Raw genomic sequence first — 24,909 nt, 5'->3', positions numbered from 1 at the left:
GTTGATTCGAACATCCATTGCACGAAGTGCCGATGGATATCTGGAAAGACGATTTTGCGGCGGCACCCAAAATGCGCTTGCTGGGGTTGATATCGGTGGTCGCGGCGGTCTTGTTGGCCGGTTGTGTGTCGACGAGCGGCAGTGTCAGGCAGCCCTCGGCGCCCGAGACCGTGGCCAGCGAAAAGGCACTCATTCTTCCGCCCCCCGGCGGGCCGGCCATCGTCAGTGTCGTCGAAACAAGGCGCGGTAACGGCGTGGAGCAGATGCTTTGGCTGTCTACCTCCTCTTCCGTGCCGGGGCAGAATTTCCTGAAGGTGCAATTCTATGGGGCCAGCGGGTCCAATCCGGGGGCGGGAGGCGATTCCTACAAGATGATCAACGAGAGGGGGGTTTCTCGTGAAGCATGGGTGGCCGCCCCGGGCGTTGCGATGGCGAGGAACTATACCTTCCTGCAAAACAACTATGGGCCCTTCGCTTATGCCGCAGGTCGCAGCCGCGCCGGCGATACCTGCCTCTATGGCTGGCAGCAGATCCGATCGAACCAGGCGGCACACTCGCAAGCGCGCAATTTCGGGATGATCCAGGTGCGGCTTCGCCTTTGCGACGGGCGTGCCAGCGAGCGTCAGCTCTTGAGCGTGATGTATGCCTATACGCTCATCGGCACTCTCAATGGAGAGATATGGAACCCTTACGGTGAGGTAAAGGGCGCCGATGAGGTTCTCGGCCGCGCCGGCAGTCCCGTCTACCCCGATGACGGCGGCCCCCGCCAAGGCGCCATTGAAATCGGCTATGAACCGGCCCCGACCGCCGTGCGCCGTCGGCAACGTCAAGTCAAGGCGCCGGTAACAGCGACCACGCCGACACCGGTCGGGGTGCGCGTACCGCTGCCGGACGAAGCTTTCGAAACACCTGGGGCGAGTACGCAGCCGATGCCGGCGCCAGACCCCGTTCAACAAGCGGCAAAGGCAGGTGGTATCACCGTGCCTTCGCCCGACTGCATAGGCGATGTGGCCATGACGGCCGCATGCCGAAGATAGGAAATGCATAGCCGGCGCCCGATGCCCGGCAATGCTTTTGAAGGGACGTCGATGCATAAGGCTCGAAGCATCTTCACCTGGGCGATCGTTTCGCTCTGCGTCATAGTATTGATCACCTTGCCGGTGAACCTGCAGACTCAGCTCATTGCCAGTATCACCGTCGTCACGATCATGGCCGTGATCAAGGTCCTGAAGGGGGAGGGCACATGGCGCCTGATCGCGCTTGCCTTCGGTACTGCCGTCGTCTTGCGTTATGCCTACTGGCGCACCACGAACACGCTGCCGCCCGTCAATCAGCTTGAAAACTTTATTCCCGGTCTGCTGCTCTATCTCGCCGAAATGTACAGCATCGCAATGCTGGCGCTCAGCCTCTTCATCGTCGCGACCCCACTACCGCCGCGCCGCTCGCGCCCTGTCAAGCAAGAGGATTTCCCCCATGTCGACGTCTTTGTGCCCACCTATAACGAAGACGCCCATCTCCTCGGCAATACGCTCGCCGCCGCAAAGGCGATGGATTATCCGACCGACAAATTGCAGGTCTGGCTGCTGGATGATGGCGGCACGCTGCAAAAACGCAATTCCAACAAGCTGCTCGAAGCCCAGGCTGCCATTGCCAGGCACAATGAACTGAGGCAGCTGTGCCAGGCACTCAGCGTCAATTACCTGACGCGCGACCGCAATGAGCATGCCAAGGCGGGCAATCTCAACAACGGCATGCAGCATTCGACGGGCGAGCTCATTGCCGTCTTCGACGCCGACCACGCACCCGCCCGGGATTTCCTGCGCGAGACGGTCGGCTATTTCGACGACGACCCGAAGCTCTTCCTCGTGCAAACCCCGCACTTTTTCATCAATCCAGATCCGCTGGAGCGCAATTTGCGTACCTTCGACAGCATGCCGAGCGAAAATGAGATGTTTTACGGCATCATCCAGCGAGGCCTGGACAAATGGAATGCGGCCTTCTTCTGCGGCTCAGCCGCAGTTCTAAGCCGTCGCGCGCTGCAATCCACCAATGGCTTTAGCGGCATCAGCATCACTGAAGACTGTGAGACCGCATTGGCGTTGCATGGCGCCGGCTGGAACAGCATCTATGTCGACAAGCCGCTGATCGCAGGTCTTCAGCCTGCCACCTTCGCAAGTTTCATCGGCCAACGTAGCCGCTGGGCGCAAGGCATGATGCAAATCCTGCGATTTCGGTTTCCGCTGTTCAAGCGCGGTCTGTCGATTCCGCAGCGCCTCTGTTACATGTCCTCGACGCTGTTCTGGCTCTTCCCGTTCCCGCGCACGATCTTCCTGTTCGCGCCGCTCTTTTATCTGTTCTTCGATCTGGAAATATTCACAGCCTCCGGTGGTGAGTTTCTTGCCTACACACTTGCCTATATGCTCGTGAACCTGATGATGCAGAATTATCTTTATGGGTCGTTCCGCTGGCCGTGGATATCGGAGCTTTACGAGTATGTGCAGACAGTCCACCTTCTGCCTGCCGTCGTTTCCGTCATGATCAACCCACGAAAACCAACCTTCAAGGTCACGGCAAAGGACGAATCGATTTCGGTCAGCCGCCTTTCGGAAATCAGCAGACCCTTTTTCGTTATATTTGCCGTGCAGATCATTGCGCTCGCCATTACGATCTATCGCATCTACGCCGAGCCCTACAAGGCGGATGTGACGCTCGTTGTCGGCGGGTGGAACCTTATCAATCTCATCATGGCAGGCTGTGCGCTTGGCGTGGTGTCGGAGCGCGGCGAGCGTGCCGCATCGCGGCGTGTGCGGGTCAATCGGCGATGCGAATTCGGCGTCAACGGCAAATGGCATACTGCCTCCATCGAGGACGTCTCGGTCCATGGAGCGCGTCTCCATGTGTTCAACAAGCAGCTGGACCCGATGACGATCGGCGCCGAAGGCGAAATCCGCTTCCGCCCCTATAGCGGTGCTAACCTTGAAACTCTGCCGCTCATCGTTCGCAACATGGAGCGTGACGGCGATATCATGGCTGTTGGCTGCCAGTATATTCCGAAGAGCGCGCTAGATCATCGCCTGATCGCCGATTTGATCTTTGCCAACTCCGATCAATGGGCGCAGTTTCAGGAATCGCGCCGGCGCAATCCGGGCCTCATCCGCGGTACCATCTGGTTCCTCGGCCTATCGCTTTATCAGACAAGCCGCGGGCTCATCTATTTGTTCCGCAGCATGCGGCCGGAGCGCGAAGCGCAGCAGCAGATGGCAAAGGTGAACGGCTGATGAGGACGTGTCTTGCCGCTGCACTGTTTGTCGTCACCACCTCGACGCTTACCTCGGCTCAGACTGCACAGGCGCCTGCGCCCTTTGACATGTCGCCTGAGCGCCCGGCCGGTCTTCATCCCATGGTGCCGCGCCTGTCGTTGCCTGCTCAAACCGTGACGCCGCCCGTTGCGGTTCCAGGCGCACCGTCGGCAACTGCCGCCCCGCCGCAACCTTCCAGATCATTTCCGGGCTCCGCAAATCCCGATCAGCTGCAAGCCGTCCAGCCGCCCGGCACCCCGCCAGAGGCGGCCGGCGGCATGCGCCGCTACGTCGTTCCCTTCGACAAATTCACCCTGGAGGGCGAATACGACCGGAAGTCCTGGAGCGTCTACCTCACCCCAGAACAGGCATCCGCGCCGGCACGATTCAATTTCGCCTACCAGAACTCCATCGTCGTTGCGCCGGAAGCCTCGCAGATCACCGTGCTCATCAACAACCGTCCGATCGGTCAAAAGCAGATCGCATCGCCCGACACACCCGTTCAAGTCAGCTACGATGTTCCGCATGGTCTCTTGCAGCCCGGCGCAAACCTCTTGACCTTCGAGGCGAGCCAGCGTCACCGCACGGACTGTACGATCCAGTCGACTTATGAGCTCTGGTCGAATATCGATCCGGCGCAGTCCTATCTGAGCTTCGAAGGGCAAGACGCCGCAAAGCAGTCAAGCATGGATGCCATTCGTGCGGTCGGCGTCGACGGAGCCGGCAGAACGGAATTTGACCTCTTCGTTCCAGCCCTTGAGCAGCCTGGCACGACGAAGCCACTGCTGCGCCTTGCACAGGGGCTCTCCGTGCTGAGTGGTATGCCGAACCAATCCATCTCCTTCAGCGTCGACACGCTGCCGGCAGCCGGTGCCGGCAAGCTTACCGTTCTGGTCGGTACGACGTCCGAGCTGCAGCCCTATTTTCCAGACCTGCCACCGGCGGCTCAGTCCGCAGCGCTCGCGACATTCGTCACCGACCCGCATACCGGCTCGCCCGTGCTTCTGATCAGCGGCCCTTCGTGGCAGGCAGTCTCCTCCGCCATCGATACCATCGTCTCCCCAACCGACATCGCCCCGGGCATCAGGCGCGATACCCTCACAACAGAGCGCTGGAGCGCGCCAAACGCACCTTTGATACTTCGCGACACGCGGCTTACATTCGCCGATCTGGGCGTGAAGACGACCGAGTTTTCCGGGCGGCGTTTTCGTACGAACTTCAATGTCGCGGTTCCTTCCGACTTCTATGCGAATGCCTATGGAGAAGCGACAGTTCTGCTCGACGCAGCCTATACTGGCAGCGTCCTTCCCGGCAGCCATATCGACATCTATGTCAACGGCAATATCGCCTCGACGATGCCGATCACCGGAACCGGGGGCGGCATCCTCCGTCATCTGCCGATCCGCGTGGCGATGCGCCACTTCAAGCCGGGCCTCAATTCGCTCAGTCTTGAAGCAATCCTCACGACGAGCGATGACAACATATGTGTGCCCGGTGCGACCGCCTCGACCACGTCGCGATTTGCCTTGTTCGATACGACTGAGTTCCGCATGCCGGATTTCGCCCGCGTCGGGCAGCGTCCCAATCTTGCCGCCATGGCTGGTACCGCCTACCCCTATGGACGGCTTGCCGGTCCGATGCCGCTCTTCATAGACCGCATTGATGCCGACACGCTTTCTGCCACGGCCACGCTGCTTGGCCAGATGGCCGTAGTTTCCGGTCGTCCGATGAACGTAGAGCCGACGGCTTCGCCAGGTTCAATCGGTGATCAGGACGCCGTGTTCATCGGTTCCATCTCGCAATTGCCGGCGGCGGTATTGTCCCAGCTGAATATCTCCGCCGCAAGCCAGGCCACCTGGCGCCCGGTACCCGATACGCAGGTGGTCCAGCCGGATACCCATTCTGCTTTCGAGCAATGGCGCTCGAAGGTAAGCAGCGGCGCATGGCGCGGTCGGGTCACGGCATTCCAGGAGTGGCTGCGCAGGAACTTCGACATTTCGCTGAGTTCGCTGCAATTCGTACCGAGAGCAGAAGCCGTCTACAGTCCGTCCAATGTGGCGAGCCTGATGATTGCGCAAGGCGCCAGCCCGACCGGAGCCGGGGCCTGGACAGTCGTCGCTGCCCCCTCGGCAAAGGACCTGCGCGAGAGTATCGATGCTATGACGGAGCAGCGCAACTGGCCGCAGATTTCCGGGCACATCACCACCTATTCCGAAAAAACGGGCGAGATCGAAACCGTGCCGGTGTCGCGTTTCGACTTCGTGCCCTCCCAGCCCTGGTCAGTTGCAAATTTTAGGCTGATCGCCGCCAACTGGCTTTCCACCAACATCCTTTCCTATGCCTTTTTACTTGTCGTTCTTTCGATTCTCCTCGGCATGGCGACCTCGGGCATGCTCGGCAGACTGGGCAGGGGCAAATGAAGAGGATCGCGGCAACGGCGCTGGCTGGTGCACTCGCTTTTGCGATTGCTGTCGAACCCGTTCAGGCCCAACAGGTACTCGTCGATCCAAAGGCGTGGACTGCATACAAGGCGCTGTTTGTCGATAAGAGCGGCCGTGTCATCGACAACGGCAACGGCAATGTCAGCCACAGCGAGGGCCAGGGTTACGGCCTGTTGCTTGCCTACCTCGCCAACAACCCCGCCGATTTCGAGCAGATTTGGTATTTCACCCGCACTGAACTGCTTCTGCGCGATGACGGGCTTGCTGTATGGAAATGGGACCCTTCAGCCAAACCGCATGTGACAGACACCAATAACGCCTCGGACGGCGACATGCTGATTGCCTATGCGCTTGCGCTCGCCGGCAACTCCTGGAAGAGGAGCGATTATATCGAAGCCGCTGCCAGGATGGCCCAAGCGCTGCTTTCCGAAGCAGTTGTGGAGGCCGGTGGCCGCACCGTGCTCTTGCCTGGCGTCGAAGGTTTTACAGCTTCCGACCGCACCGACGGGCCGGTAGTCAATCCCTCCTACTGGATCTTCGAGGCGATCCCGGTGATGGCGCTGCTTGCGCCGTCAGGCCGGTGGCAGAAGCTTTCCGATGACGGCCTTGCACTCCTGAAATCCCTGCAATTCGGGCCGCGCAAACTTCCAGCTGAATGGGTAAGCCTTGCCCGCCGGCCAGCACCAGCGGAAGGTTTCGATGCGGAGTTCGCATACAATGCGGTTCGTATCCCGCTCTATCTCGCAAGGGCAGGGATTATCGACAAGGCCCTGCTTTCCAGGCTGCAACTTGGCATGACGGCGGATGGTGCTCCGGCCACAATTGATCTTGCCACGGGTAGCGTGAAGACGGTGCTGTCCGACTCGGGTTATCGAATTGTTAACGATGTTGTGGCCTGTGTGGTCAACGGCAAGAAACTGCCCCCGACCGCCCGGCAGTTTTCGCCTGCACTCTACTATCCGTCCACGCTCCAGCTGCTCGGGCTGGCCCTCGTTGTGAAGAAACATCCGGAGTGTCTGTGAAGTCTTCCCTCATCGCATTGTCGGCTGCAGCGGTGGTGGCCCTCGTGATTACCGGGGTGAAGGACCGTGGAGCGCTGCTGGGGAAATTCGGCATCGGACGCTCGAACCTGCAGACGGACCGTCCGATGCAACCGGGCACGCTCGACAGCCAGCCGATCGACGTCCAGGCAGTCGCCGATCGCCTTCAGGAGGCGGCACCGGTGCTGAAGGCGCAGGCGCCTCAACCTCAGCAGGCGGCCGCCCCAGCGGCTCAGCCGCAGCCGGCCTGGGAGGGGCGATCGGCCCAACAGCTGCCAGCGCCGCAACCGGCAGCTCAGCCCAAGGTCGACGAAAGCGCGCTGCGTTACTTTGCAAGCCGCGGCGACAAGGTCCGCCTGCAGGCCGAAATCTCCCGTCTTCAAGCACTTTATCCGGACTGGGTGCCGCCCGCCGATCCGCTGGCCGTGCCGCAAGGCGGCGACAAGCAGCTCGAAACCATGTGGCAGCTTTATGCAGAGGGTCGTTATGCAGAGCTTCGCAAAGCGATCACCGACCGCCGGACTGTCGATGCCAGCTGGCAGCCGCCCGCTGACCTCATCGATCGCCTGGATGTCGCCGAAGCCCGGGCGCGGCTTGTCAATGCGTCCGACCTCAAACAGTACACAACCGTCATCGAGATCGGCGCTGCGACCCCAAGCCTTCTGACCTGCAGCGACATAGACGTCTTGTGGCGCCTCGCCGAAGCCTTCGTCCATACAGGACGAGAAGCGCGCAGCATAGATGCCTACAGCTACATCCTGAAGAACTGCACGAACCCGCAGGAACGCGTTGCCAGCGTCCAGAAGGCTTCGGCATTGCTGCCCTATCAGGCCATGCAGCGGCTGCTTGCCCTCGAGCAGCCTGCCGTGAGCGGTGCGCGCGAGTTCGATAGCATCCGTGACGAGCTCGCTCGCCGCTTCGTCGCTGAAGGCAACGCCGATCCGAAGCTCGATGTCGCGGCAGACTATGTATCGCGTGTAGCGCGTCTGGCGCAAAACCAAGGGCTCGCCTCCGACGCGCTCCTGCTCGGCTGGTATCAGCTTCGACGCGAGAATGCGCCAGAGGCGGAGAAGTGGTTTCGCGCAGCTCGTGCCAAGCAGGATTCGGCATCCGCATCGCAGGGCCTGGCACTGGCGCTTGTCGCCCGCAAGGCGCCTCAAGAGGCCGAGGATGTGATGTACAGGTGGCGCAGCGATACCAAGGATGCTACCGATACCTATCTTGCCGCTGCTGCCAATCTGATGGCTTTGCAGCCGCCCGCCGATATAAGCGAAGACGTCCTTGGTCGCATGGCAAAGGAGACCATTGCGCACAAATACGTGCCGGCCGCGCAGCAATTCGGCTGGTATGCGCGCTCGCTCAATCAGCCACACACGGCAGCGCGCTGGTTTGAAACCGCACTTCGCTGGAAACCGGACGACGAACCTTCCGCCTATGGTCTTGCCATCACGCATGAGCAACTGAACAACCGCAAGGGCGTTGCGGAAGTCCAGCGGATTTGGGCCGGCCGCTCGCAGCGTATCGCCTCGCTTGACGATGCATCGCAATCGCCGCCCTCGGTCGAGGCGCCGCTTCAAGCGCCCGCCCCACAAGGGGTTGCGCGGGCAGCTGTGCGGGCTCAACCGGCTGACGGGGGAGGCGCAACCGAGCGCCCTGGCCCGGTTGTGCGAACGGAAAAGTCGGCAACGCAGACAGTGATTGAGCAGGGAGGCACCCGTCAGCCGCGCGGCTGCTCGACCACGGCGGATGCGAATCTCCTCAGCCCCGATGCCGCGCTCAGCCGCGGCTGGTGCCTGATGGATCTCAATCGTCCGATGGAAGCTGTCGCCGCTTTCGAAAGAGCCTTGAAGGGCTCTGCGCGACAGACACGCGAAGACGCCGCCTATGGACAGAGTCTCGCTTACCTGCGCGCCGGGCTGTCCAATAATGCAGCCGTTGCTGCAACACGCGCGCCTCAAAGCCGTGAGCGCGCCGCCGAACTCCAGGTTTCAATCCTTGCTGACCGGGCACTGGCCGCTTATGGCGCCAAGCGGTATCGCGAGACGCTGATCTATCTCGATCAGCGAGCGCAGCTCAAACGCGAGACGATCGATCTCATGGTATTGCGCGGCTATTGTTATCTGAACCTCGAAATGTATGGCGATGCCGAACGGATATTCAATGCGGCCGCCGCCACTGGCAGTAAGGATGCCAACAGAGGGCTAGCCGACCTCAAGCAAGCCACGCGCCCGGAGACATCGGGCTGATCGGCTTTTGCACGCAGCGTCGCTGTCGGCGTCCCGGCACAAACTTCGTTCTCACGCAGCCGTTGCCAGTTCGACGCGGTTTCGTCCAGCCGTCTTGGCGCGATAGAGCGCTCTGTCTGCGGCCTCGATTGTTGCACGAATATTGGTGCTGCTCGAATCGAAAGCCGCGACGCCGATGCTGACCGTAACCTTGATCGTGGTAACACCGACGATCAAGTCTTCTGACTCGATTGCATGGCGGATCTTCTCGGCAACGGTTGACGCGTCGGCCTTTTTGGTATCCGCAAGCAGAATGATGATCTCTTCGCCCCCGTAGCGAGCCGCGACATCGGTGTTGCGCACGGTCCGGCGGATGAGATCGGCAACCCGGGACAGTACGGTGTCGCCCACATGGTGCCCCCAGGTATCGTTGATCTTTTTGAAGTGGTCGACATCGAGCATAATGATGGAGAAAGGCCGCCCGCGGTTGTTCGCCTCCTCGGCGCAGCGGTCGGCCGCCCGCTGGAAGACGCGGCGATTGGGTAGCTTCGTCAAAGGATCGACGCTTGCCTCATTCTCGAGTATCCGCACCATCCGGACCCGCTGCTTTTCGCGCTCGAGCAGATCGGCAAGGAGGAGGACGCCGAGAATATTGGCAAGCATGACGGGTGCTGCAGCGCTCAGAAACAGGTCTTTGGCGACCTCCGGAGGTAGAAAGACAAGGACGATGAATGAAGACACCGTCGCAAGACCGAGCAACAGCGACCTCAGCCAGCCGGTGCCGACGCGGTGACGGGGTATGAGCGTGCTGGCGTAACCACTCAGTGCTACAATGATGACGCTCACCGCACCGCCCGTCGCGCCGACGCCGCCAAGAACCAGGCGGTGCGCGCCAATCATTGTTGCAGCAATGATCGTGCCAATCGGTCCGGTGTAGAGGGGGGAGAGAATGAGAAGTATGGACCGGGCGTCATAGATGAGACCCGGTCTCATCACGATCGGGTCATTCATGGAAAGTATGCCGCCGAAGCCAAACAAAAGACCAGCAGCAACACCCCTCATCAATCTTTGGCTGATGGTGCGAATGACCCACGCATAGCCATAAACGACTAACACAGCCAGCGCCAGGACACGTATGTAAGCGGCGACGATTTCGCTGATTTCCATGCTTCTCTGTTAAATGTCCGATGACACGGGTACGTGATTGCAAATGAGCACCGATAGATGGCGGCCGTCCGGCACAAGACAAGGGTGCTGCGCTGCCGAACGTGCCACAGTCGCGCTTTGGATTGCGGCGCCGCCGACCTCTGCGGAGAGGCCGCGACCCGGCAGAACGCAACGCACATCCGCTCCGGCATGGCCGGAATAACCAGTCATCGCCGGATGCGTCCAGCCCTTTCTGTTTCGGCCTTTTGACATCCGATCGCCAGACGACATCGGCTCCATTCGCCGGTCTATCCGACCGGCGGTGCGACCTCGAAGCGTGCGATCTCGGCACCGGCCTGTAGGTAAACGCCGACTTGGGCCTTGAGCCGGATCGTGCCGGCCCGCGATGCCGTCACCTGGGTTTCCATCTTCATCGCTTCCATCACCGCGATCAGGTCGCCGGCCGCAACTTGCGCGCCATCCTCGACCTTGAAGGCCTGCAGCGTACCTGAGATCGGCGTAGTCACGCTCGAGGTGTCTTCCGCCCTTGCGGCGGTCGCCGGTTCGGTGTTTTTGCCTGCAAGCGCGCCGAGACCGGCCAGCAGTGCGCCCGGAATGCCGATCTCATGGCGCCTGCCGTCGATTTCCACATGGGTGCGGACCAGCGAGGGGTCGGCAACCGGTTCTGGCCGGGCTTGCGCTTCAAGACGATTGGCGAAATCTGTCTCGATCCAACGCGTATGCACCTTAAAGCCGCTTTCGCCCCTAAAATCCTTCGTCTCGACCGCGGCGCGATGGAAGGGCAGGACAGTCGTAATGCCGTCGATCTTGAATTCTCTGAGCGCGCGGCGCGAGCGGCTGAGCGCCTCGTCGCGAGTAGCGCCGGTGACGATCAGTTTCGCCATGAGCGAATCGAAGGTGGCAGGCACCATCGAGCCGGAGGCGACGCCGCTGTCAACACGGATGCCAGGCCCCGCGGGCGGCTCGAAGACGGTGATTTTGCCCGGGGTTGGCAGGAAGCCCCGGCCTGGATCCTCGGCATTGATACGGAACTCGATCGAATGGCCCCGCGGAACAGGCGTCTCGGTCAAGCGCAGCGGCAGGCCGTCGGCGATACGGAACTGTTCGATGACGAGGTCGATGCCTGTTGTCTCCTCGGTTACGGGATGCTCGACCTGCAGGCGAGTGTTCACTTCAAGGAAGGAGATCGTGCCGTCGGAACCGAGCAGGAATTCGACCGTACCCGCACCAGAATAGCCGGCGGCAGCGCAGATCTTCTTCGCAGAATCGTGGATCGATCGGCGCTGGGTGTCGGTAAGGAAAGGGGCGGGTGCCTCCTCGACCAGCTTCTGATTGCGCCGCTGGAGCGAGCAATCACGGGTGCCAAGCACCAGCACATTACCGTGCTTGTCGGCCAGAACCTGCGCTTCTATGTGGCGCGGACGGTCGAGGAACCGCTCGAGGAAACACTCGCCACGGCCGAAGGCGGCTGTGGCCTCGCGGACTGCAGATTCATAAAGTTCGGCTACGTCCTCCATCCTCCAAGCGACCTTCAGGCCACGGCCGCCGCCGCCGTGGGCAGCCTTGATGGCAACGGGCAACCCATGCTCTGCGGCAAAGGCGATGACTTCGGCAGCCGACTTGACGGGGCCGACGCTACCGGCAACCAGCGGCGCGCCGACGCTGGTGGCGATCCGCCGCGCTTCGACTTTGTCGCCCAATGCCTCGATAACATGCGGATCGGGTCCGATCCAGGTGAGGCCAGCATCAATCACTGCACGGGCGAATTCGGCCCGTTCGGACAGAAAGCCATAACCGGGATGCACTGCATCTGCACCCGAGCGCCTGGCAATGCTGATCAATTTGTCGATGTCGAGATAGGTCTCGTCCGGACGAGAGCCGACGAGCCCATGAGCCTCGTCGGCCGCCTTGACGAAAAGCGCGTCCACATCTGGATCGGCATAGACGGCGACGGATTGCAAGCCGTGATCGCGACAAGCCCGGATGATGCGCACTGCGATCTCGCCGCGATTGGCGATCAGGACCTTCTTCATGGAGTGTCTCCTCACTTGATTTTGGCCGTCATCGATCTCGATCCGTGGCGGGCAGAATATCGCCGAAAGTCGTCACCGGCCGGAATCGAATTTTGGCATCAACCGGAATCTGTCCGGCGAGATCGAGATGGTATTCGGCGACCGTGCCGATGACGGGATAGCCGCCAGTCAGCGGATGGTCGGCAAGGAAAAGGACCGGCTGGCCGCTGTGCGGCACCTGGATTGCGCCGGTCGCCGTACCTTCGCTCGGCAATTCAGCCCTGTCCTTGCGCTCCAACGGGGCTTGGCCGGAAAGGCGGATGCCGACCCGGTTGGACTGCGGTGTCACCTGCCAGAGTTGGCCGGAGAGGGCAGCGATACCAGCTGCGGTAAACCAGTCGCTGCGCGGCCCCATGATCACGTCGAGCGTGACGGTTTCGTCGGCTGCCGGAAGGTCGAAGGCCGGCGCTTCATGAAGCGAAACGCTGGTCAGGGCCGAGCTATCGTTGTCAATGGCCAGCACTGCGCCTGCGCTGACAGGGGCGGGGCCGACCACGGCCAGCGTATCGGTCGAAGCGCTGCCGAGTACCGGCTTCACAGAAAATCCGCCGCGCACGGCGAGATAGCTGCGTATACCTCTCGGTGCATGGCCGAGCGTCACGACATCGCCCGGTTCAAGCGAGATCGGCTGATAGGTCCCGGCGCTGATCGTGCGGTCAGCTGCGTCACGGATGCTGATCGGGCAGGGCGCGCCGGTGAGCGCCATGACGGTGCGGCCAGAAACTTCGAAGGAAAAACCGCCAAGCGTGATCTCGAGGCAGGGCATGCCGGCCGGATTGCCGACCACCCGATTGGCCGCCTTGAGTGAACCCTGGTCAAGCGCACCGGAGGATGACACCCCCTGGCCGGTCTTGCCGAAGCGACCAAGGTCCTGAAACAGCGCCGGCATAGGGGCGGCACGAACCTTGAGCGCAGGGCCCTCCGAGGCAACGTCCGGGGAGCGGACTGCCAGGGTCTTGGTCGTGGTCCTGGTAGTTGAGACTGCTTTCTTTTTGAGGTCGAAGAAATGCACGCGGTAGCCGGGCTGAAGGAGTGCTGGCGGACTGCGTGATAGATCCCACATCTTTTCCGGCGTCGTGCCGATGATTTGCCAGCCGCCGGGGCTTGCCTGCGGATAGACACCGCTGAAGGCGCCGGCCAAAGCAACCGAGCCGGCCGGGATCCTTGTGCGCGGGCTCTGGCGGCGCGGCACCTGCAGTGCCGGATCGCCGCCCGTGAGATAGCCGAAGCCGGGCGCAAAGCCGCAGAAGGCGACGGTGAATTCGCTCTCGGTATGGCGGCGGATGACGTCCTCGACGGACAGGCCTGTAAGGTCGGCCACATCTGTCAGGTCCTCGCCGTCGTAGCAAACGGGAATTTCGACGGACTTGTCGGAGGGTGCCGCGCGAAGCGACAGATCGCGCGTCGCGATCTCGCCGGCCAGCTTTTCCAGCGTCAGCCTTTCCGGCCGCAAGCGAATCATCAGCGTGCGGGCCGCAGGCACCATGTCCTCTATACCCTCCAGCGGATCAGCCTTGAGCGTGGCAAACAGCGCCAGCGTCTCGTCGAGATCGGCCAGTTCGACAAGCATGGTTGTCAGGCTGACAGGCAAAAAACGCATCTGAACCTCAAGCGTGATAGGCGCAATCGGGTATGTCGGTGATGAACATGTGTCCCGGCGCATGAGTGATCGCAAAGGGGACGCAGGAGGCCATCACCGCCGCCTGCGGGGTAACGCCGCAGGCCCAGAAGACAGGGATTTCCCCCGGCTCGATGCGCACCGGATCGCCGAATTCCGGCGTGGCGAGATCATTGATGCCGATTTCTTCCGGTGCGCCGACATGTACGGGCCCGCCATGCACTGCCGGGAAGCGTCCCGAGATGGTCGCGGCGTCGGCAACGCGTGACGCCTTTATCGGCCGCATTGAAACGACCATGTTCCCATGCAGGCGGCCGGCCGGCCGGCAGGGCATGTTGGTCAGGTACATCGGCACATTGGACTTGTCCGTGATGTGGCGAATCTCGATCCCGGCCTCCGCCATGGGTGTCTCGAAGGTGAAGCTGCAGCCGATGAGGAAGCTGACGAGGTCGGGATATTCGCTCCAGGCTGCTGTCGCATCCGTGGTCTCTTCGGCGAGTTTTCCTTCACGCCAGATGCGATAGAGCGGCAGATCGCTGCGAAGGTCGGCGCCAGGCGCAAGCACGGTCGCATGCGAACCCGGATCGGCGACATCGAGCACCGGACATGCCTTTGGATTGCGCTGCGCATAGAGCAGAAAATCGAAGGCCCAGTCGCGCGGAAGCACGATCATATTGGCCTGGGTGAAGCCTGGCGCGGCGCCAGAAGTCGGCTCGATGACGCCTGCCCGGTAGCGTTCGCGGGCCTTTTGCGCAGGCCCAGCATCGATGTGGCGAAGGTGTTCGATGGCGATCATTGTATGTCTCTCGCAGGTTGGTCAGGCAGACAGGAAGGAGCGGACGGCAATCCCGTTCACTTCGAAGACGCGGCGGATCTCCATGGCGATGGAGACAGCGCTGGGGCTGTCGCCATGCACGCAGATCGACTGGGCGTCGAGCTTGATGGTCGAGCCGTCGATCGCTTCGAGCGTACCTTCGTGTGCAAGCTGCAGCATGCGTCGAGCGATCAGTTGGGGGTCATGCAGGACGGCACCCGGTTCACGACGTGAGACGAGGTCGCCATCGGGCGTATAGGCCCGGTCGGCAAAGGCTTCCGCCACCACCTTCAAGCCGCAGTCGCGGGCGAGCTTGAGAATTGGCGCGTTTGCTAGACCCATCAGCATCAAAGAGGGATCCACTGACTTGATGCCGTCGATCACTGCCTGGCCCTGCTTCGGGTCGCGGGCGATGCGGTTGTAAAGAGCGCCGTGCGGCTTGACGTAACCGACGGTGACACCCACTGCCGCTGCCAGGCCCTTCAGTGCGCCGATCTGGTAGATGACATCGGCGGTCAGTTCGTGGCTTGCGACATCCATGTCGCGCCGGCCGAAGCCGACGCGATCAGGATAGGAGACATGCGCGCCGATCATGACGCCCGTTTCAGCTGCGGCCCTGACGGTCTTCAGAATACCGAGCGGGTCGCCGGCATGAAAGCCGCAGGCGACATTGGCGCTGGAGACGAGGGCGAGCATCGCGGTGTCATCGCCCATGCTCCATGCGCCATAGCTTTCGCCGAGATCGCTGTTCAGATCAATGGTAGTCATGTCAGGCTCCCTAGGCGGCCAGAAGCGCGAAGATCGGGCCGATTGACTTGTAGCCCATGTACCAGGTGAGGAGGCAAGCCAGCACACCGAGCACCAGCAGCCAGCGCGGATAGCGATAGCCACCCATCAGGTCAGAACGAGCCCAGGCGGCATAGATGAAAATCGACAGGCCGATCGGCAGAATGAGGCCGTTCAGGCCGCCGACGAAGACCAGCATCTGAGCCGGCGGGGTGGTGATGACGACATAGAAGAACAGCGATACGGCGATGAAGATTACGGTCGCGATATTGCGGGCTCTCTCACTAAGGTCTTGCTTGAAGATCGTGATGAAGGAAACCGACGTATAGGCAGCGCCGATAACCGAGGTGATGGCGGCAGCCCATAGGATGATGCCGAAGATGCGCATGCCCAGGGTGCCAGCGGCTGCCTCAAAGGCTTGGGCAGCCGGATTGGCACCCTTGCCTGTGACATCGATGACGACACCGCTGGCGACTACGCCAAGCACAGCGAGAAAGAGCACGTAGCGCATGATGCCGGTGACGGCGATGCCGGTAAGCGCTGCGCGGTTGACGGCGCCGAGATTCTCGATGCCGACCGTGCCCTTGTCCAATAGGCGATGGGCCCCGGAATAGGTGATGTAGCCACCGACGGTGCCGCCGACGATCGTGGTGATCGTGGCAAAATCCACGGTCGCTGGCAAAAAGGTCTGGAACAGTGCTTCGCCAACCGGCGGGGCCGATACGATGGCTACATAGAGCGTCAATGCGATCATCAAGATACCGGCGAAGATGATGAAGCGGTCGACGGCCATGCCGGCGCGCTTCGACAAGAAGATGCCGATCGAAAGAACTGCGCTGATTGCGCCGCCGATTTTCGGATCAAGCCCGATCATAGCATTGATACCAAGACCCGTTCCCCCGATGTTTCCAATATTGAAGAATAATCCGCCGACGATCACCAAAACAGCAAGCAGATAGCCGGCGCCCGGGATTGCCGCATTGGCGAGATCGGAGGCGCGCATGCGCGTCAGCGTCACGATGCGCCAGATGTTCAGCTGCACGACGAAATCAATGACAATCGAGGAGAGGATCGCAAAAGCGAAAGCCGCGCCGAGTTTGGTGGTAAATGTTGCCGTTTGGGTGATAAATCCCGGGCCAATGGCCGAGGTTGCCATCAGGAAGACCGCAGCCGTTAGTGCTGCGCGCCGCGACTTGACCGACATGCCAGACGTTGCGGCCGATGCACCGTCTGTAGATGAAATAGATAGCTGTTCCATAAACCCTCTCCTTATGCGGCCCGCCCGCACTTCCTTGGGCAGGCCATGTGAGATTTGACAGGAACCAGCGTCGTCGGGTTTCACTGCGATGTCAATATTGTTCAACGATTTAATTTTATCGTTCTACTATAATGCCGAAGTGTTGAGCAATCTGAGCAGTTATTAAGCGACGGTCTCTTCGGTACCCGTTTGCAAACTGCCCGCGTGCTTGTCACTTTTCGTGCCTTGAGGAAAAGCCTGACTGGCCGCGAATGACATTGGCCGCTGGGCCTGATTGGTCTTGTCGTTCAGCCCATAGTTCCCATTGAGCAAGAACCGCTATATCGATGCGAATGGAAAGGGATGTTTCATCCATTTCCATTCAGAAGGGGCTTTGATGGCTGAACAGGATACCATATCGGCGCTTGCGCCGCGTCTGGCGGAGGAGATCCGCGACATGCTGATTGCGGGCGAATTGAAGCCGGGGCAGCGCCTGTCTGAGGCAGCGCTCAGCGCCGGCCTGGATGTGTCGCGCAACTCACTGCGCGAAGCCTTCCGGCTCTTGACCAAGGAAAATCTCTTGCGCCACGAGCCCAATCGCGGCGTCTTTGTCGCCACGCCGAGCATGGCCTCAATCATCGACATCTACCGTGTGCGCCGCATGATCGAATGCCAAGCGCTTGCAAGGGCCTATCCCAGGCATCCGGCCGTGGCGCGCATGCGCTCGGCGGTCGAGCGCGCCAGGGTGGCGCGGGACCGAAAGGATTGGACAATGGTCGGCAGCGAAAACATGGTCTTTCATGCGGCGATCGTCGATCTTGCAGACAGCCAGCGCCTGAATGCCTTCTACGCGCAGATCGCCGCAGAATTGCGTCTCAGTTTCGGCCTTCTTGCCGATCCCGAATTGTTGCACGCGCCCTATGTCGACCTCAACGGCGCAATTCTCGAAAAGCTCGAAGCCGGATTGACGGCCGAAGCTTGTACAGCGCTCGAAGCCTATCTAATACAGTCCGAGCGCACGGTGCTTGCCGCTTTCTCCCGGATCGATCCTGGCAGATGACCCCCGATGAAACCGGCACCTATGTCCCAGACCACGCACGCCGCCGGCGAGCCGCTTCGTCGTGAAGCAACAGCGCCGGCGGGCTTGCCGAAGATTGCTGGCACCATTTCGCGCTCTTTTTCGTGCGAAGCGCGAACGGACACTCAATACTAATTTGCCGCAATTCTTCGCGCGAGCGCCATCACATAGTCGTCTGCGATGTCGGCCAAGGTCAAAGCGACCTCCGGCTCCTTCCACCCCGCAGCAAGAGCCCTTTGCACGAATTCTTGAAATGCCGCTGCAAGAACTTCCTCGCGCTCGACGGCTCGATAGGGATCACTTGCGCCATGTTGCGGGTTGCTGATCTGTATTGTCGGACGGGTAAATTCCATTGATATGCCCCCTCAAGGTTGCGCTATTTGCATGGAGAGTACATTTCATCATGTACTCGGGTTCTCTCGCCTGAACTGCTATTATGCTTCTTTTCTAATAACTTAAGTGTCGCCTGTCGTTAGCCATGCATCCCGAAACTTGCAGCAGCGTCCATTTTTGCAATCACCGATCGCCAGTTTGGAATTTTACCCTCCTGGCCTTGATATTCTCTGAAGCAAACCTCGCCCACGGCTCGTGCAACGACCAGAAGACCAGTAGAAGGCCGATCATGAGGAGGTAGCCGGGCTCTTTTGGATCTGTCGCATCGGCTGGACAACGCAGCACTCGTTTATGTGGCGGCACAGGATCGATGAGTGCGGCAAGAGACAGAGCATCTTCGATGCCACGATCCCCGCTTTGGCGGCGAACGGGCCGCAACTAGCGGCTATGGCCGAGCGTCTTTAGCCATTTGTCGAAGGAATGAGCGCTTTCGACCTCTGACACTGGTGCGACAGCATGCCCAAGATAAAGTGGAACGGCTACATTTCTCGCCTCGCGCGGGCTGTAACCGAACTCCTTGCTGAATGCTCGGCTGAAATGAGCAGCAGAAGAAAAGCCCACAGCAAAGGCGATGTCGACGATTTGCTGCCGGTTGCTGACGTCACTCAGGGCAGCGTGAGCAGACAAAAGCCGCCGGCGCTGAATATAGTGATGAACGCCGCCATCCGGCTCGAACACCTGATAGAGGCGGGTGCGCGAAACTCCGAGCTCCCTGCATATGCGGTCGGTCGTGAGATCGGGTGACATCAAGTTTCGCTGGACGAAGCGGCGCACGCGCTCCATCAAAGCCAAGGTGCTGTGTTGCTCCGGAGCGACAATATTCGAAGCCGATGCCGAAACGCAGGTCAAAATCATGTCACGTGTGGTCTGGACGACGTAGGGTAGGTCCACTGCAGCCAGACGTGGAAGGTTTGCCTCGACACCATCCAGATATTCGATCAGGAGTTTGGTGTAGGTTCCGGACAAGGCGACATTGTTTTTGATTTCGCTGGAGGCGGGGACAGCAAAAAGCAGTTCGCGCGGCAAATAAAGCGAGAGGGTTCTGGCCTCGGTTGATCGACCTCGAAAGGGGTGGCCCAAAGAACGCAGCTCCACCTTTCCTGGCTCACCCTCCGAGACATACCCGGCAACTTCTGTCCATGTCCGGCCGTTGCGCAGGATCGAAACATGCCAATGATCGATAAGGTTTGACCGCACCTTTGCCTCCGAGCGCATATAGCTATGGGCAGGTGTGCTTTGTTGGACGATCAGCATGCCGCCGAGATTCCAGGCCGCATGATCGGCTACAAACCCCACTTCTTGCGATGGACCATCCGGACGTCGAATGTCTATCAGGGGAGCGACATAGGCCTGCCAGGCTCCAAATTGATCTGCCGGTTCCAGCCCGCGCGTGGAAAACAGCAATGGTTCCAACGCTGGCGGAGCCGGAGGCGCTTCGGCGCTTGGTTGTGCCGATCTCGGATAACGACGGCGTTCGACCTTTACTGGCGCAGTCTCGTCGCTCCGCACGGCATTTTCGGTGTCGGGACCATTAGGTCCGGATTGTTCTTTACGTCGATCATCTGACAATCTGGTCCCCCGAACTGGCGTCAAGACAGCGCCAAATAGTCACCAAAACCCCATTCACGTCACCGAATCGGCCGAAGCAGACGCAGAACGCTGTCCACTCCAGGCACATTAGGCCGCTCGATCAAGCCAAAGATTGCGAAGGTTGAAAAGCTCGGCGGCATGCCATCTCTTTAAGCGACCCCGACGGTATGGTCGATCAGGAACCGGTCTGATTCTGCCAATGGTTCAGTTCAAGTCATTCTCTAGGAAATTTCTTGTCTAGATTGTGGCATTTAGCCCATGCACGACCACCTGCGCGTCCGATTTCGGTCTGGCGCAACCGGAGCCGAGATGGTCGTCGGAATTGATGAAAGCCTCAACGGACGCGGAGGCCGCGTGCATTTCCGCGGTCAGCTTTTCCAAAGCATTGGCCAATTGTCGTTCAGCGTTGACGGTTGATCCTGAGCCGGCTTCGCGCAATTCGCCATAGAGCTTTGTTCGCTCGTACACCTCCTCGGCTCTTGCCAGACACTCTGCCGTCGGTTTGACCAGCCTCAAGGCGAGACGTAGATTGATTGCCGCCGTAAGCTCAAATGCAGCAGCCGAGAAATTTGTCACCGCACCTGGGGGTGGGTCCGGTTCAAAAACGCCAGCCATTGAGGGATCATTAAGGTCTCCGAGGAAAAACGAGAGTACGCGATCACATACCTCTCGTGGGTTGATCATGCCCTCCCAGTCCTCATCTGTCCTCGGACTTTGGTCCTATCCGAAGGCGGACGAAGGTCGGAACCCATGCGCAGGAAAGGTCTGATCTTCCTCTATCAGCCGCTTGAAGGGTTGACGATCGGCATGCGTCATGAGCAATCTCAAGAACTTGGACTGGCCGTTTAGGCTCCGGATCTTGGATGCTGCATGTAAATTTGCTCAGCAGGTTTGCCCACCCTTCCGAGCCGAATATTCGCCATCGATCCAAGTGCACTTTTAATTGAAAAAAGGACGTGGGCCTTTAGCCCACGTCGGGTAACAGCGATGACGACGCGTCGGAATCTTCTAGCCACGTTGTGTTGGGCTTTGGTTGGTGTCTCCCTTTCCATCCTTCCCTACAGGATTGAAGTATCGGGATCCGCATTCGAGGTTGCCCCCCAATCTGCCCTGGCCAAGAGTGGAAACAACGGCAATGGCGGCGGCAACGGCAATGGCGGCGGCAATGGCGGCGGCAATGGCAATGGCGGCGGCAATGGCAACGGCGGCGGTGGCAACGGCAAGAGCGGCTCGAACAACAGCTCTTCCGGAAAAGGCTCTGGTGTGTCGGCAACGACAAGGGGCGATGACAACGCCTCCCTCGAAGTACTACACGTCGATGGAATGACCGAGGAAGTCAAAAGGGGACGCTACATCATGAAGGATGCGAAAGGGCGCACCATCGTCAACCGGCGCGCCACTTTTGATGATGTAAAGCGGCTGCAATCATTCAGTCCCTGATCGGCCTTCGATCGATCGCATCGCGAAAGACCATCGCCGCCTCTGTCCTGTTGTTGACATCAAGCTTCGCCATGACCTGTGTCATGTGATGCTTGATCGTTTTCTCGTGCAGGTCGAGCTTACGAGCCACCTCTTTATTGCTAAGGCCCGTCGCGACAAGCTTTAGAACTTCGTGTTCACGGGCGGTAAGCGCAGCGATGGCGTCGACATTGGAGGGCTCGGATGGATTGTGAAGCAACTTGGCAGATAGGGTCGGAGCGACATATCCGTCCCCGTCAGCCACCGTGCGGATGATGTCGGCGAGTGCTCTGGAGCCGACGCCTTTGAGAACATAACCTTTCGCCCCCGCCTTCAAGGCTCCGGTAACATCATCATTGGCTTCCGAGACCGTCAGCATAATGATCTTCTGCGATGGCGATGCTTCAAGGATCGGACCGATCGCGTTCAGTCCTCCGCCTGGCATGGAAATGTCGATGAGAATGATGTCGGGTCGCAGGTTCTGTGCAATACGCAACGCGTCATCCTTCGAACCGCCTTCGGCGATCACCTCGAAACCATCGATTTCCGACAAGCTTCTCGTTACGCCCTCTCTAAACAGCGGGTGATCGTCGATAACCGCGACCCTGATCGTTTCGCTCATGCTTGCTCGGTCTCCTCGATGTTGAGTGTCATCGTAACGATCGTACCTGGCGCGGCAAATGTGATCTCGAAAGTGCCGCCAAGACTTTCCACGCGTTCCCTGAGACCGGCAAGTCCAAGGCTGGTAGGTCCGACGTCGTCGATGCTGAAACCTGGCCCATCGTCTGCGACTTCTACGCTGACACGATTACCCTGCAAACGCTGAATAACACGCTGGCCCGCGCCGCCGCCATGGCGATAGGCATTATTCAACGCTTCCTGCACAAAGCGGTAGATGCATATCTTCGCCGATGGCGATAGACAAACATGTGTGCTGGACATCACCAGGTCGACGATTGTCCCGGTTCTCTGGCGATGGGCGTGAACACCCCGCTCCAATATTTCAGAAAGGCTCGCTGCCTCGATCTGCGGCAAGACCAGGCCGCTGCAAATCGTACGAATTTCGCGCATGGCTTCGTCGAGACTTGCCTTGATGGATGCAATCTCCCGCTCGCGGTTTGCAGGAGAGGTCGATGCGCTGACGACGGTGCGGCTATCCAGGCGAAGGGAAGCATAAGCAATAAGTTGGGCTGGGCCGTCGTGAAGATCCGCGCCGATGCGCCGCAAATAGCTCTCGTTCAACGCGGTGACGCGCTCGGAAGCGCGCTGGACACGTTCCCGTAGGGCCTCGTTCTGGGCAAGCAAAGCGGACAGATCGTCAATTCGCTGCCTCAACGCATGACGCTGATTTTCGATTGTTCGGCTACCCCTTAGAACAATCGCCGAGAGCGTCGCGAAGAATACAAGGGTAAAACCCGCCACCGCGAGCCAGGTGTGAAGCCTTGCCTGGCTGAGGCTGTGCTGGAAGTCATTGGCAATTTCGTAGAACTCGGAAACAGCGACCACCTGTCCCGACCAGGGCTGCAGGACGGGGTTGTAGATCTCAAGAAGCGGTTTACCGGCAAGACGCTCTGTCTTGTCCTCGACGTCGTCGAGCTCGTTGAACTGAGCCGCCATCTTGCCTGCAAAGGCCGTCTTGAGCTCATCACTGAGCGGGAACTTCTTTCCAATCATGGTCTTGTCGTTCGAATAAAGGACAGTACCATCCGAGCGCCATAAACGGAATGACAACAGCCGGTCGCCGAGAGCACCTTGCCCGAGTGTCTCGTCCAGAGCCCGCGCGACGGTATCGTCAAGTGCTTGGCTGGTCTGCATGTCAGGCAGCAGCGGAGCAATGACACTGTCCACGTAAAGGGCAGTCGTTGCGGCAGAATTACGTGTAACTGCGTCCTCGATCAAGCGAGTGACGAACGCCCCGACCAGAAGCATCGCTACAATCGAGACAATGCCGCCGATCACCAGGAACTGCTTGGCCAGCGACTGCGAATTCCATTTTGAAATCAGGTTGGGCCGACGCACGAGTTATTCTCGGGGATTGGTCGCATGACGTGGCGACCCGTTTCGATCTTGCAGATAGCCTACCTTCTCCGTTGCCGCGGTCAATGGCGGGCTTTTTCAAGCGTGCACTATCAGACGTTTGGAATCCATCCATCGGACCTAAGTCCTAACCGCTATGGCATTGGTCTGAGGATCATGGAATCGCGGCGACGCGCAAGCTATCGTTGCGTTTACTGAAGCCGCTCATCCGCGGCTGGCTGTGATATGCATCGCCGCCGCTTTAACGAGGAGACCATCGCATGCCTATCAGAAAACTGATCAGCCGAAGCATTCTTGCGCTTACCATCACAGTCGCTCCGCTAACAGGCGCTTGGCTCGGGGGCTCGAATGAGGCCCTTGCCAAGGACGGAAATGGCAACGGCAATTCTGGCGGTGGTGGAAACGGCAATGGGAATGGGAATGGAGGCAACCGCGGTAGCTCGGGCTCGAACCACGGCAAGTCTGGCAACGCCCATTCGAAAACGAGTTCAAAGTCGAAAGAAAGCACGCCGACACTCGAATCGCTTTTCTTTCAGGGCAAAAAAACTGATAAAGCAACAAAGGCAGATAAGCCTGTAAAGAGCGGCAACGCTGCAAAAAAGAGTCTGAAGAACACCAAATCGGACACGGTCGGGCTGAGTTCGTTGAACCGCAACTATCACGCCTACCTGAATTCCAACGACCCTCGACTGGCTCCCGTTGCGGCCTACGTGATGGCATATGCTGAATTCGAAAACGTAAGCGGGCCCGATGTGGTTCCGACCGATCCGGCGCTGAGCGATGAGGCGCTGCGCGAGGCCCTTGCTGGATTCACGAAAGGCGGCGTCGTGAGCGACGATGCTCTTGCTGAAGCCAAGGAAATCCTTGGCGTGGGACCGGCAGTCGGCAAAATCGACGAGATTCGCGAAACGCTTCCCGATCCGGAGACGGTGGATACGGTTGAGGAGCCAGAAACTACGGAAACGACCACTACAGTCACGATCGTCACGGAGACGCCGGTCGAGCCGGCAAACTGAATATCGGCGACGTACTCGCCGGCACCTGAGGTGCCGGCGCACCTGATCCTTTCACTTGGCGGAAGTTACCAACCTTCTTCAAGATGAGGTTAGGATGCCGGAATTGAATGGCTCACGCTGTTGGCCAATAGATCGACTATCTGGAGTTAAGAGTTCTCAGTTATTGGCCGCTCTCGCAGGCGAGCTGGATTCGTGACTGCCGTGAAGGCGGGCGAGGGGAGCGGGAAAGATAACGCGGCGCGCGAAGATTTTCACACAGAGCCCGGAGTAGTGCAATCATCTTGGGCACTATCGCGCCTTTTGCCGACGCTCATCCCATTTTTGGGCTCTCCAGGCGCTGACCTGGTTGCGACCGTTGTGCTTGGCATCATAAAGCGCATCGTCGGCGCGTTTGATCAGTTCCGAAGATACGAGTTCGGAAGATGAACTTTGCTTCGTCGAAACACCCACACTTGCAGTGACAAACCGGAATTCGCTGCCCGCATGCGGTATTTCCAGCGCCCGAAGACCTGTCACGAATTTGCGGGCCAGCGCCTTTGCTGCGCCTCACAGAATGTCCCTGATACTGGCTCCGGGAATGCGCGCTGGAGCTGACAAGGGGAAAAGGCACCTGTACTGTTCGTTGCAAAATAGCAGCG

The 24,909-nt window shown here is 59.7% G+C and carries 20 protein-coding genes; 8 read left to right on the top strand and 12 right to left on the bottom strand.

All coding sequences use genetic code 11. The features are described from left to right. The first annotated feature begins 71 nt into the window (after positions 1–71). From bcsN to EV130_RS04370, 5 genes are read left to right on the top strand one after another with little or no spacing between them, the layout of a single operon-like run. Complete coding sequence (gene bcsN / locus EV130_RS04390) at positions 72–1,037, top strand: cellulose biosynthesis protein BcsN (protein WP_132659838.1); 966 nt, start codon at positions 72–74, stop codon at positions 1,035–1,037. 51 nt (positions 1,038–1,088) lie between these two features. Continuing rightward, the gene (gene bcsA / locus EV130_RS04385) at positions 1,089–3,278 is read left to right on the top strand and encodes a UDP-forming cellulose synthase catalytic subunit (protein WP_074065674.1); all 2,190 of its coding nucleotides are present in this window, start codon (positions 1,089–1,091) and stop codon (positions 3,276–3,278) included. After that, the gene (locus EV130_RS04380) at positions 3,278–5,719 is read left to right on the top strand and encodes a cellulose biosynthesis cyclic di-GMP-binding regulatory protein BcsB (RefSeq protein ID WP_132659442.1); all 2,442 of its coding nucleotides are present in this window, start codon (positions 3,278–3,280) and stop codon (positions 5,717–5,719) included. Before bcsA ends, EV130_RS04380 begins: the two co-directional genes overlap by 1 nt. Continuing rightward, complete coding sequence (locus tag EV130_RS04375; protein ID WP_074064686.1) at positions 5,716–6,762, top strand: family 8 glycosyl hydrolase; 1,047 nt, start codon at positions 5,716–5,718, stop codon at positions 6,760–6,762. Before EV130_RS04380 ends, EV130_RS04375 begins: the two co-directional genes overlap by 4 nt. After that, positions 6,759–9,026, top strand: coding sequence for a tetratricopeptide repeat protein (locus EV130_RS04370; RefSeq protein ID WP_074064685.1), 2,268 nt, complete (start codon positions 6,759–6,761; stop codon positions 9,024–9,026). Before EV130_RS04375 ends, EV130_RS04370 begins: the two co-directional genes overlap by 4 nt. Before the next feature lie 51 nt (positions 9,027–9,077). Here EV130_RS04370 and EV130_RS04365 read toward each other — a convergent pair whose 3' ends face one another. From EV130_RS04365 to EV130_RS04340, 6 genes are all read right to left on the bottom strand, one after another. Further along, positions 9,078–10,172: a GGDEF domain-containing protein gene (locus EV130_RS04365; protein ID WP_074064684.1), complete on the bottom strand. Its 1,095-nt coding sequence runs from the start codon at positions 10,170–10,172 to the stop codon at positions 9,078–9,080. Positions 10,173–10,459: 287 nt separating this feature from the next. Beyond that, positions 10,460–12,205: an acetyl/propionyl/methylcrotonyl-CoA carboxylase subunit alpha gene (locus EV130_RS04360; protein WP_132659440.1), complete on the bottom strand. Its 1,746-nt coding sequence runs from the start codon at positions 12,203–12,205 to the stop codon at positions 10,460–10,462. 28 nt (positions 12,206–12,233) lie between these two features. Continuing rightward, positions 12,234–13,844: a 5-oxoprolinase subunit B/C family protein gene (locus EV130_RS04355; RefSeq protein ID WP_074064681.1), complete on the bottom strand. Its 1,611-nt coding sequence runs from the start codon at positions 13,842–13,844 to the stop codon at positions 12,234–12,236. Positions 13,845–13,851: 7 nt separating this feature from the next. Then, positions 13,852–14,658: a putative hydro-lyase gene (locus EV130_RS04350; RefSeq protein WP_074064680.1), complete on the bottom strand. Its 807-nt coding sequence runs from the start codon at positions 14,656–14,658 to the stop codon at positions 13,852–13,854. Between the two features lie 21 nt (positions 14,659–14,679). Next, positions 14,680–15,444 carry a LamB/YcsF family protein gene (locus EV130_RS04345; RefSeq protein WP_074064679.1) on the bottom strand — a complete coding sequence of 255 codons (765 nt, stop codon included), beginning with the start codon at positions 15,442–15,444 and terminating at the stop codon, positions 14,680–14,682. A gap of 10 nt (positions 15,445–15,454) precedes the next feature. Further along, the gene (locus EV130_RS04340) at positions 15,455–16,720 is read right to left on the bottom strand and encodes an NRAMP family divalent metal transporter (RefSeq protein WP_074064678.1); all 1,266 of its coding nucleotides are present in this window, start codon (positions 16,718–16,720) and stop codon (positions 15,455–15,457) included. A 376-nt stretch (positions 16,721–17,096) separates the two neighbouring features. Between EV130_RS04340 and EV130_RS04335 the strand changes: the two genes are divergently transcribed. After that, positions 17,097–17,759: a GntR family transcriptional regulator gene (locus EV130_RS04335; protein WP_074064677.1), complete on the top strand. Its 663-nt coding sequence runs from the start codon at positions 17,097–17,099 to the stop codon at positions 17,757–17,759. Between the two features lie 149 nt (positions 17,760–17,908). Here the strand turns inward: EV130_RS04335 and EV130_RS04330 are convergent, their stop codons facing one another. The 3 genes from EV130_RS04330 to EV130_RS04320 form a co-directional block, all read right to left on the bottom strand. Then, positions 17,909–18,130, bottom strand: a complete 222-nt coding sequence (locus EV130_RS04330) for a hypothetical protein (RefSeq protein WP_074064676.1) — start codon at positions 18,128–18,130, stop codon at positions 17,909–17,911. 418 nt (positions 18,131–18,548) lie between these two features. Next, positions 18,549–19,679: a helix-turn-helix domain-containing protein gene (locus EV130_RS04325; protein WP_074064675.1), complete on the bottom strand. Its 1,131-nt coding sequence runs from the start codon at positions 19,677–19,679 to the stop codon at positions 18,549–18,551. Positions 19,680–19,997: 318 nt separating this feature from the next. Next, the gene (locus EV130_RS04320; protein WP_132659438.1) at positions 19,998–20,375 is read right to left on the bottom strand and encodes a hypothetical protein; all 378 of its coding nucleotides are present in this window, start codon (positions 20,373–20,375) and stop codon (positions 19,998–20,000) included. 372 nt (positions 20,376–20,747) lie between these two features. Between EV130_RS04320 and EV130_RS32865 the strand changes: the two genes are divergently transcribed. Next, a complete protein-coding gene (locus EV130_RS32865) occupies positions 20,748–21,200 on the top strand; it encodes a hypothetical protein (protein ID WP_207900858.1) in 453 nt (150 codons plus the stop codon). Here the strand turns inward: EV130_RS32865 and EV130_RS04310 are convergent. Further along, the gene (locus EV130_RS04310; protein WP_074064672.1) at positions 21,190–21,840 is read right to left on the bottom strand and encodes a response regulator; all 651 of its coding nucleotides are present in this window, start codon (positions 21,838–21,840) and stop codon (positions 21,190–21,192) included. The two genes, EV130_RS32865 and EV130_RS04310, sit on opposite strands and share 11 nt — an antisense overlap. Beyond that, entirely contained in the window at positions 21,837–23,237 is a 1,401-nt protein-coding gene (locus EV130_RS04305; RefSeq protein WP_132659436.1) for a sensor histidine kinase, read from the bottom strand. Before EV130_RS04305 ends, EV130_RS04310 begins: the two co-directional genes overlap by 4 nt. A gap of 278 nt (positions 23,238–23,515) precedes the next feature. Here EV130_RS04305 and EV130_RS04300 point away from each other — a divergent pair, with 278 nt between their 5' ends. Beyond that, positions 23,516–24,271, top strand: a complete 756-nt coding sequence (locus EV130_RS04300; RefSeq protein WP_132659434.1) for a hypothetical protein — start codon at positions 23,516–23,518, stop codon at positions 24,269–24,271. Positions 24,272–24,559: 288 nt separating this feature from the next. Here EV130_RS04300 and EV130_RS34195 read toward each other — a convergent pair whose 3' ends face one another. Beyond that, a complete protein-coding gene (locus EV130_RS34195) occupies positions 24,560–24,802 on the bottom strand; it encodes a diguanylate cyclase (protein ID WP_081377241.1) in 243 nt (80 codons plus the stop codon). Positions 24,803–24,909 lie beyond the last annotated feature (107 nt).

Source organism: Rhizobium azibense (assembly GCF_004342325.1).
GTDB classification, from domain to species: domain Bacteria; phylum Pseudomonadota; class Alphaproteobacteria; order Rhizobiales; family Rhizobiaceae; genus Rhizobium; species Rhizobium etli_B.
Note: the sequence above shows the minus strand (reverse complement) of the source record. Positions and strands in the feature narration are given on the sequence as shown.

Coding starts and splice junctions, on each gene's coding strand:
- EV130_RS04340 (WP_074064678.1), bottom strand. CDS start 16,720: ATGGAACAGCTATCTATTTCATCTACAGACGGTGCATCGGCCGCAACG.
- EV130_RS04300 (WP_132659434.1), top strand. CDS start 23,516: ATGCCTATCAGAAAACTGATCAGCCGAAGCATTCTTGCGCTTACCATC.
- EV130_RS04335 (WP_074064677.1), top strand. CDS start 17,097: ATGGCTGAACAGGATACCATATCGGCGCTTGCGCCGCGTCTGGCGGAG.
- EV130_RS04380 (WP_132659442.1), top strand. CDS start 3,278: ATGAGGACGTGTCTTGCCGCTGCACTGTTTGTCGTCACCACCTCGACG.
- bcsA (WP_074065674.1), top strand. CDS start 1,089: ATGCATAAGGCTCGAAGCATCTTCACCTGGGCGATCGTTTCGCTCTGC.
- EV130_RS32865 (WP_207900858.1), top strand. CDS start 20,748: ATGACGACGCGTCGGAATCTTCTAGCCACGTTGTGTTGGGCTTTGGTT.
- EV130_RS04350 (WP_074064680.1), bottom strand. CDS start 14,658: ATGATCGCCATCGAACACCTTCGCCACATCGATGCTGGGCCTGCGCAA.
- EV130_RS04360 (WP_132659440.1), bottom strand. CDS start 12,205: ATGAAGAAGGTCCTGATCGCCAATCGCGGCGAGATCGCAGTGCGCATC.
- EV130_RS04355 (WP_074064681.1), bottom strand. CDS start 13,844: ATGCGTTTTTTGCCTGTCAGCCTGACAACCATGCTTGTCGAACTGGCC.
- EV130_RS04320 (WP_132659438.1), bottom strand. CDS start 20,375: ATGGCTGGCGTTTTTGAACCGGACCCACCCCCAGGTGCGGTGACAAAT.
- EV130_RS04365 (WP_074064684.1), bottom strand. CDS start 10,172: ATGGAAATCAGCGAAATCGTCGCCGCTTACATACGTGTCCTGGCGCTG.
- EV130_RS04330 (WP_074064676.1), bottom strand. CDS start 18,130: ATGGAATTTACCCGTCCGACAATACAGATCAGCAACCCGCAACATGGC.
- EV130_RS04345 (WP_074064679.1), bottom strand. CDS start 15,444: ATGACTACCATTGATCTGAACAGCGATCTCGGCGAAAGCTATGGCGCA.
- bcsN (WP_132659838.1), top strand. CDS start 72: ATGCGCTTGCTGGGGTTGATATCGGTGGTCGCGGCGGTCTTGTTGGCC.
- EV130_RS04310 (WP_074064672.1), bottom strand. CDS start 21,840: ATGAGCGAAACGATCAGGGTCGCGGTTATCGACGATCACCCGCTGTTT.
- EV130_RS04375 (WP_074064686.1), top strand. CDS start 5,716: ATGAAGAGGATCGCGGCAACGGCGCTGGCTGGTGCACTCGCTTTTGCG.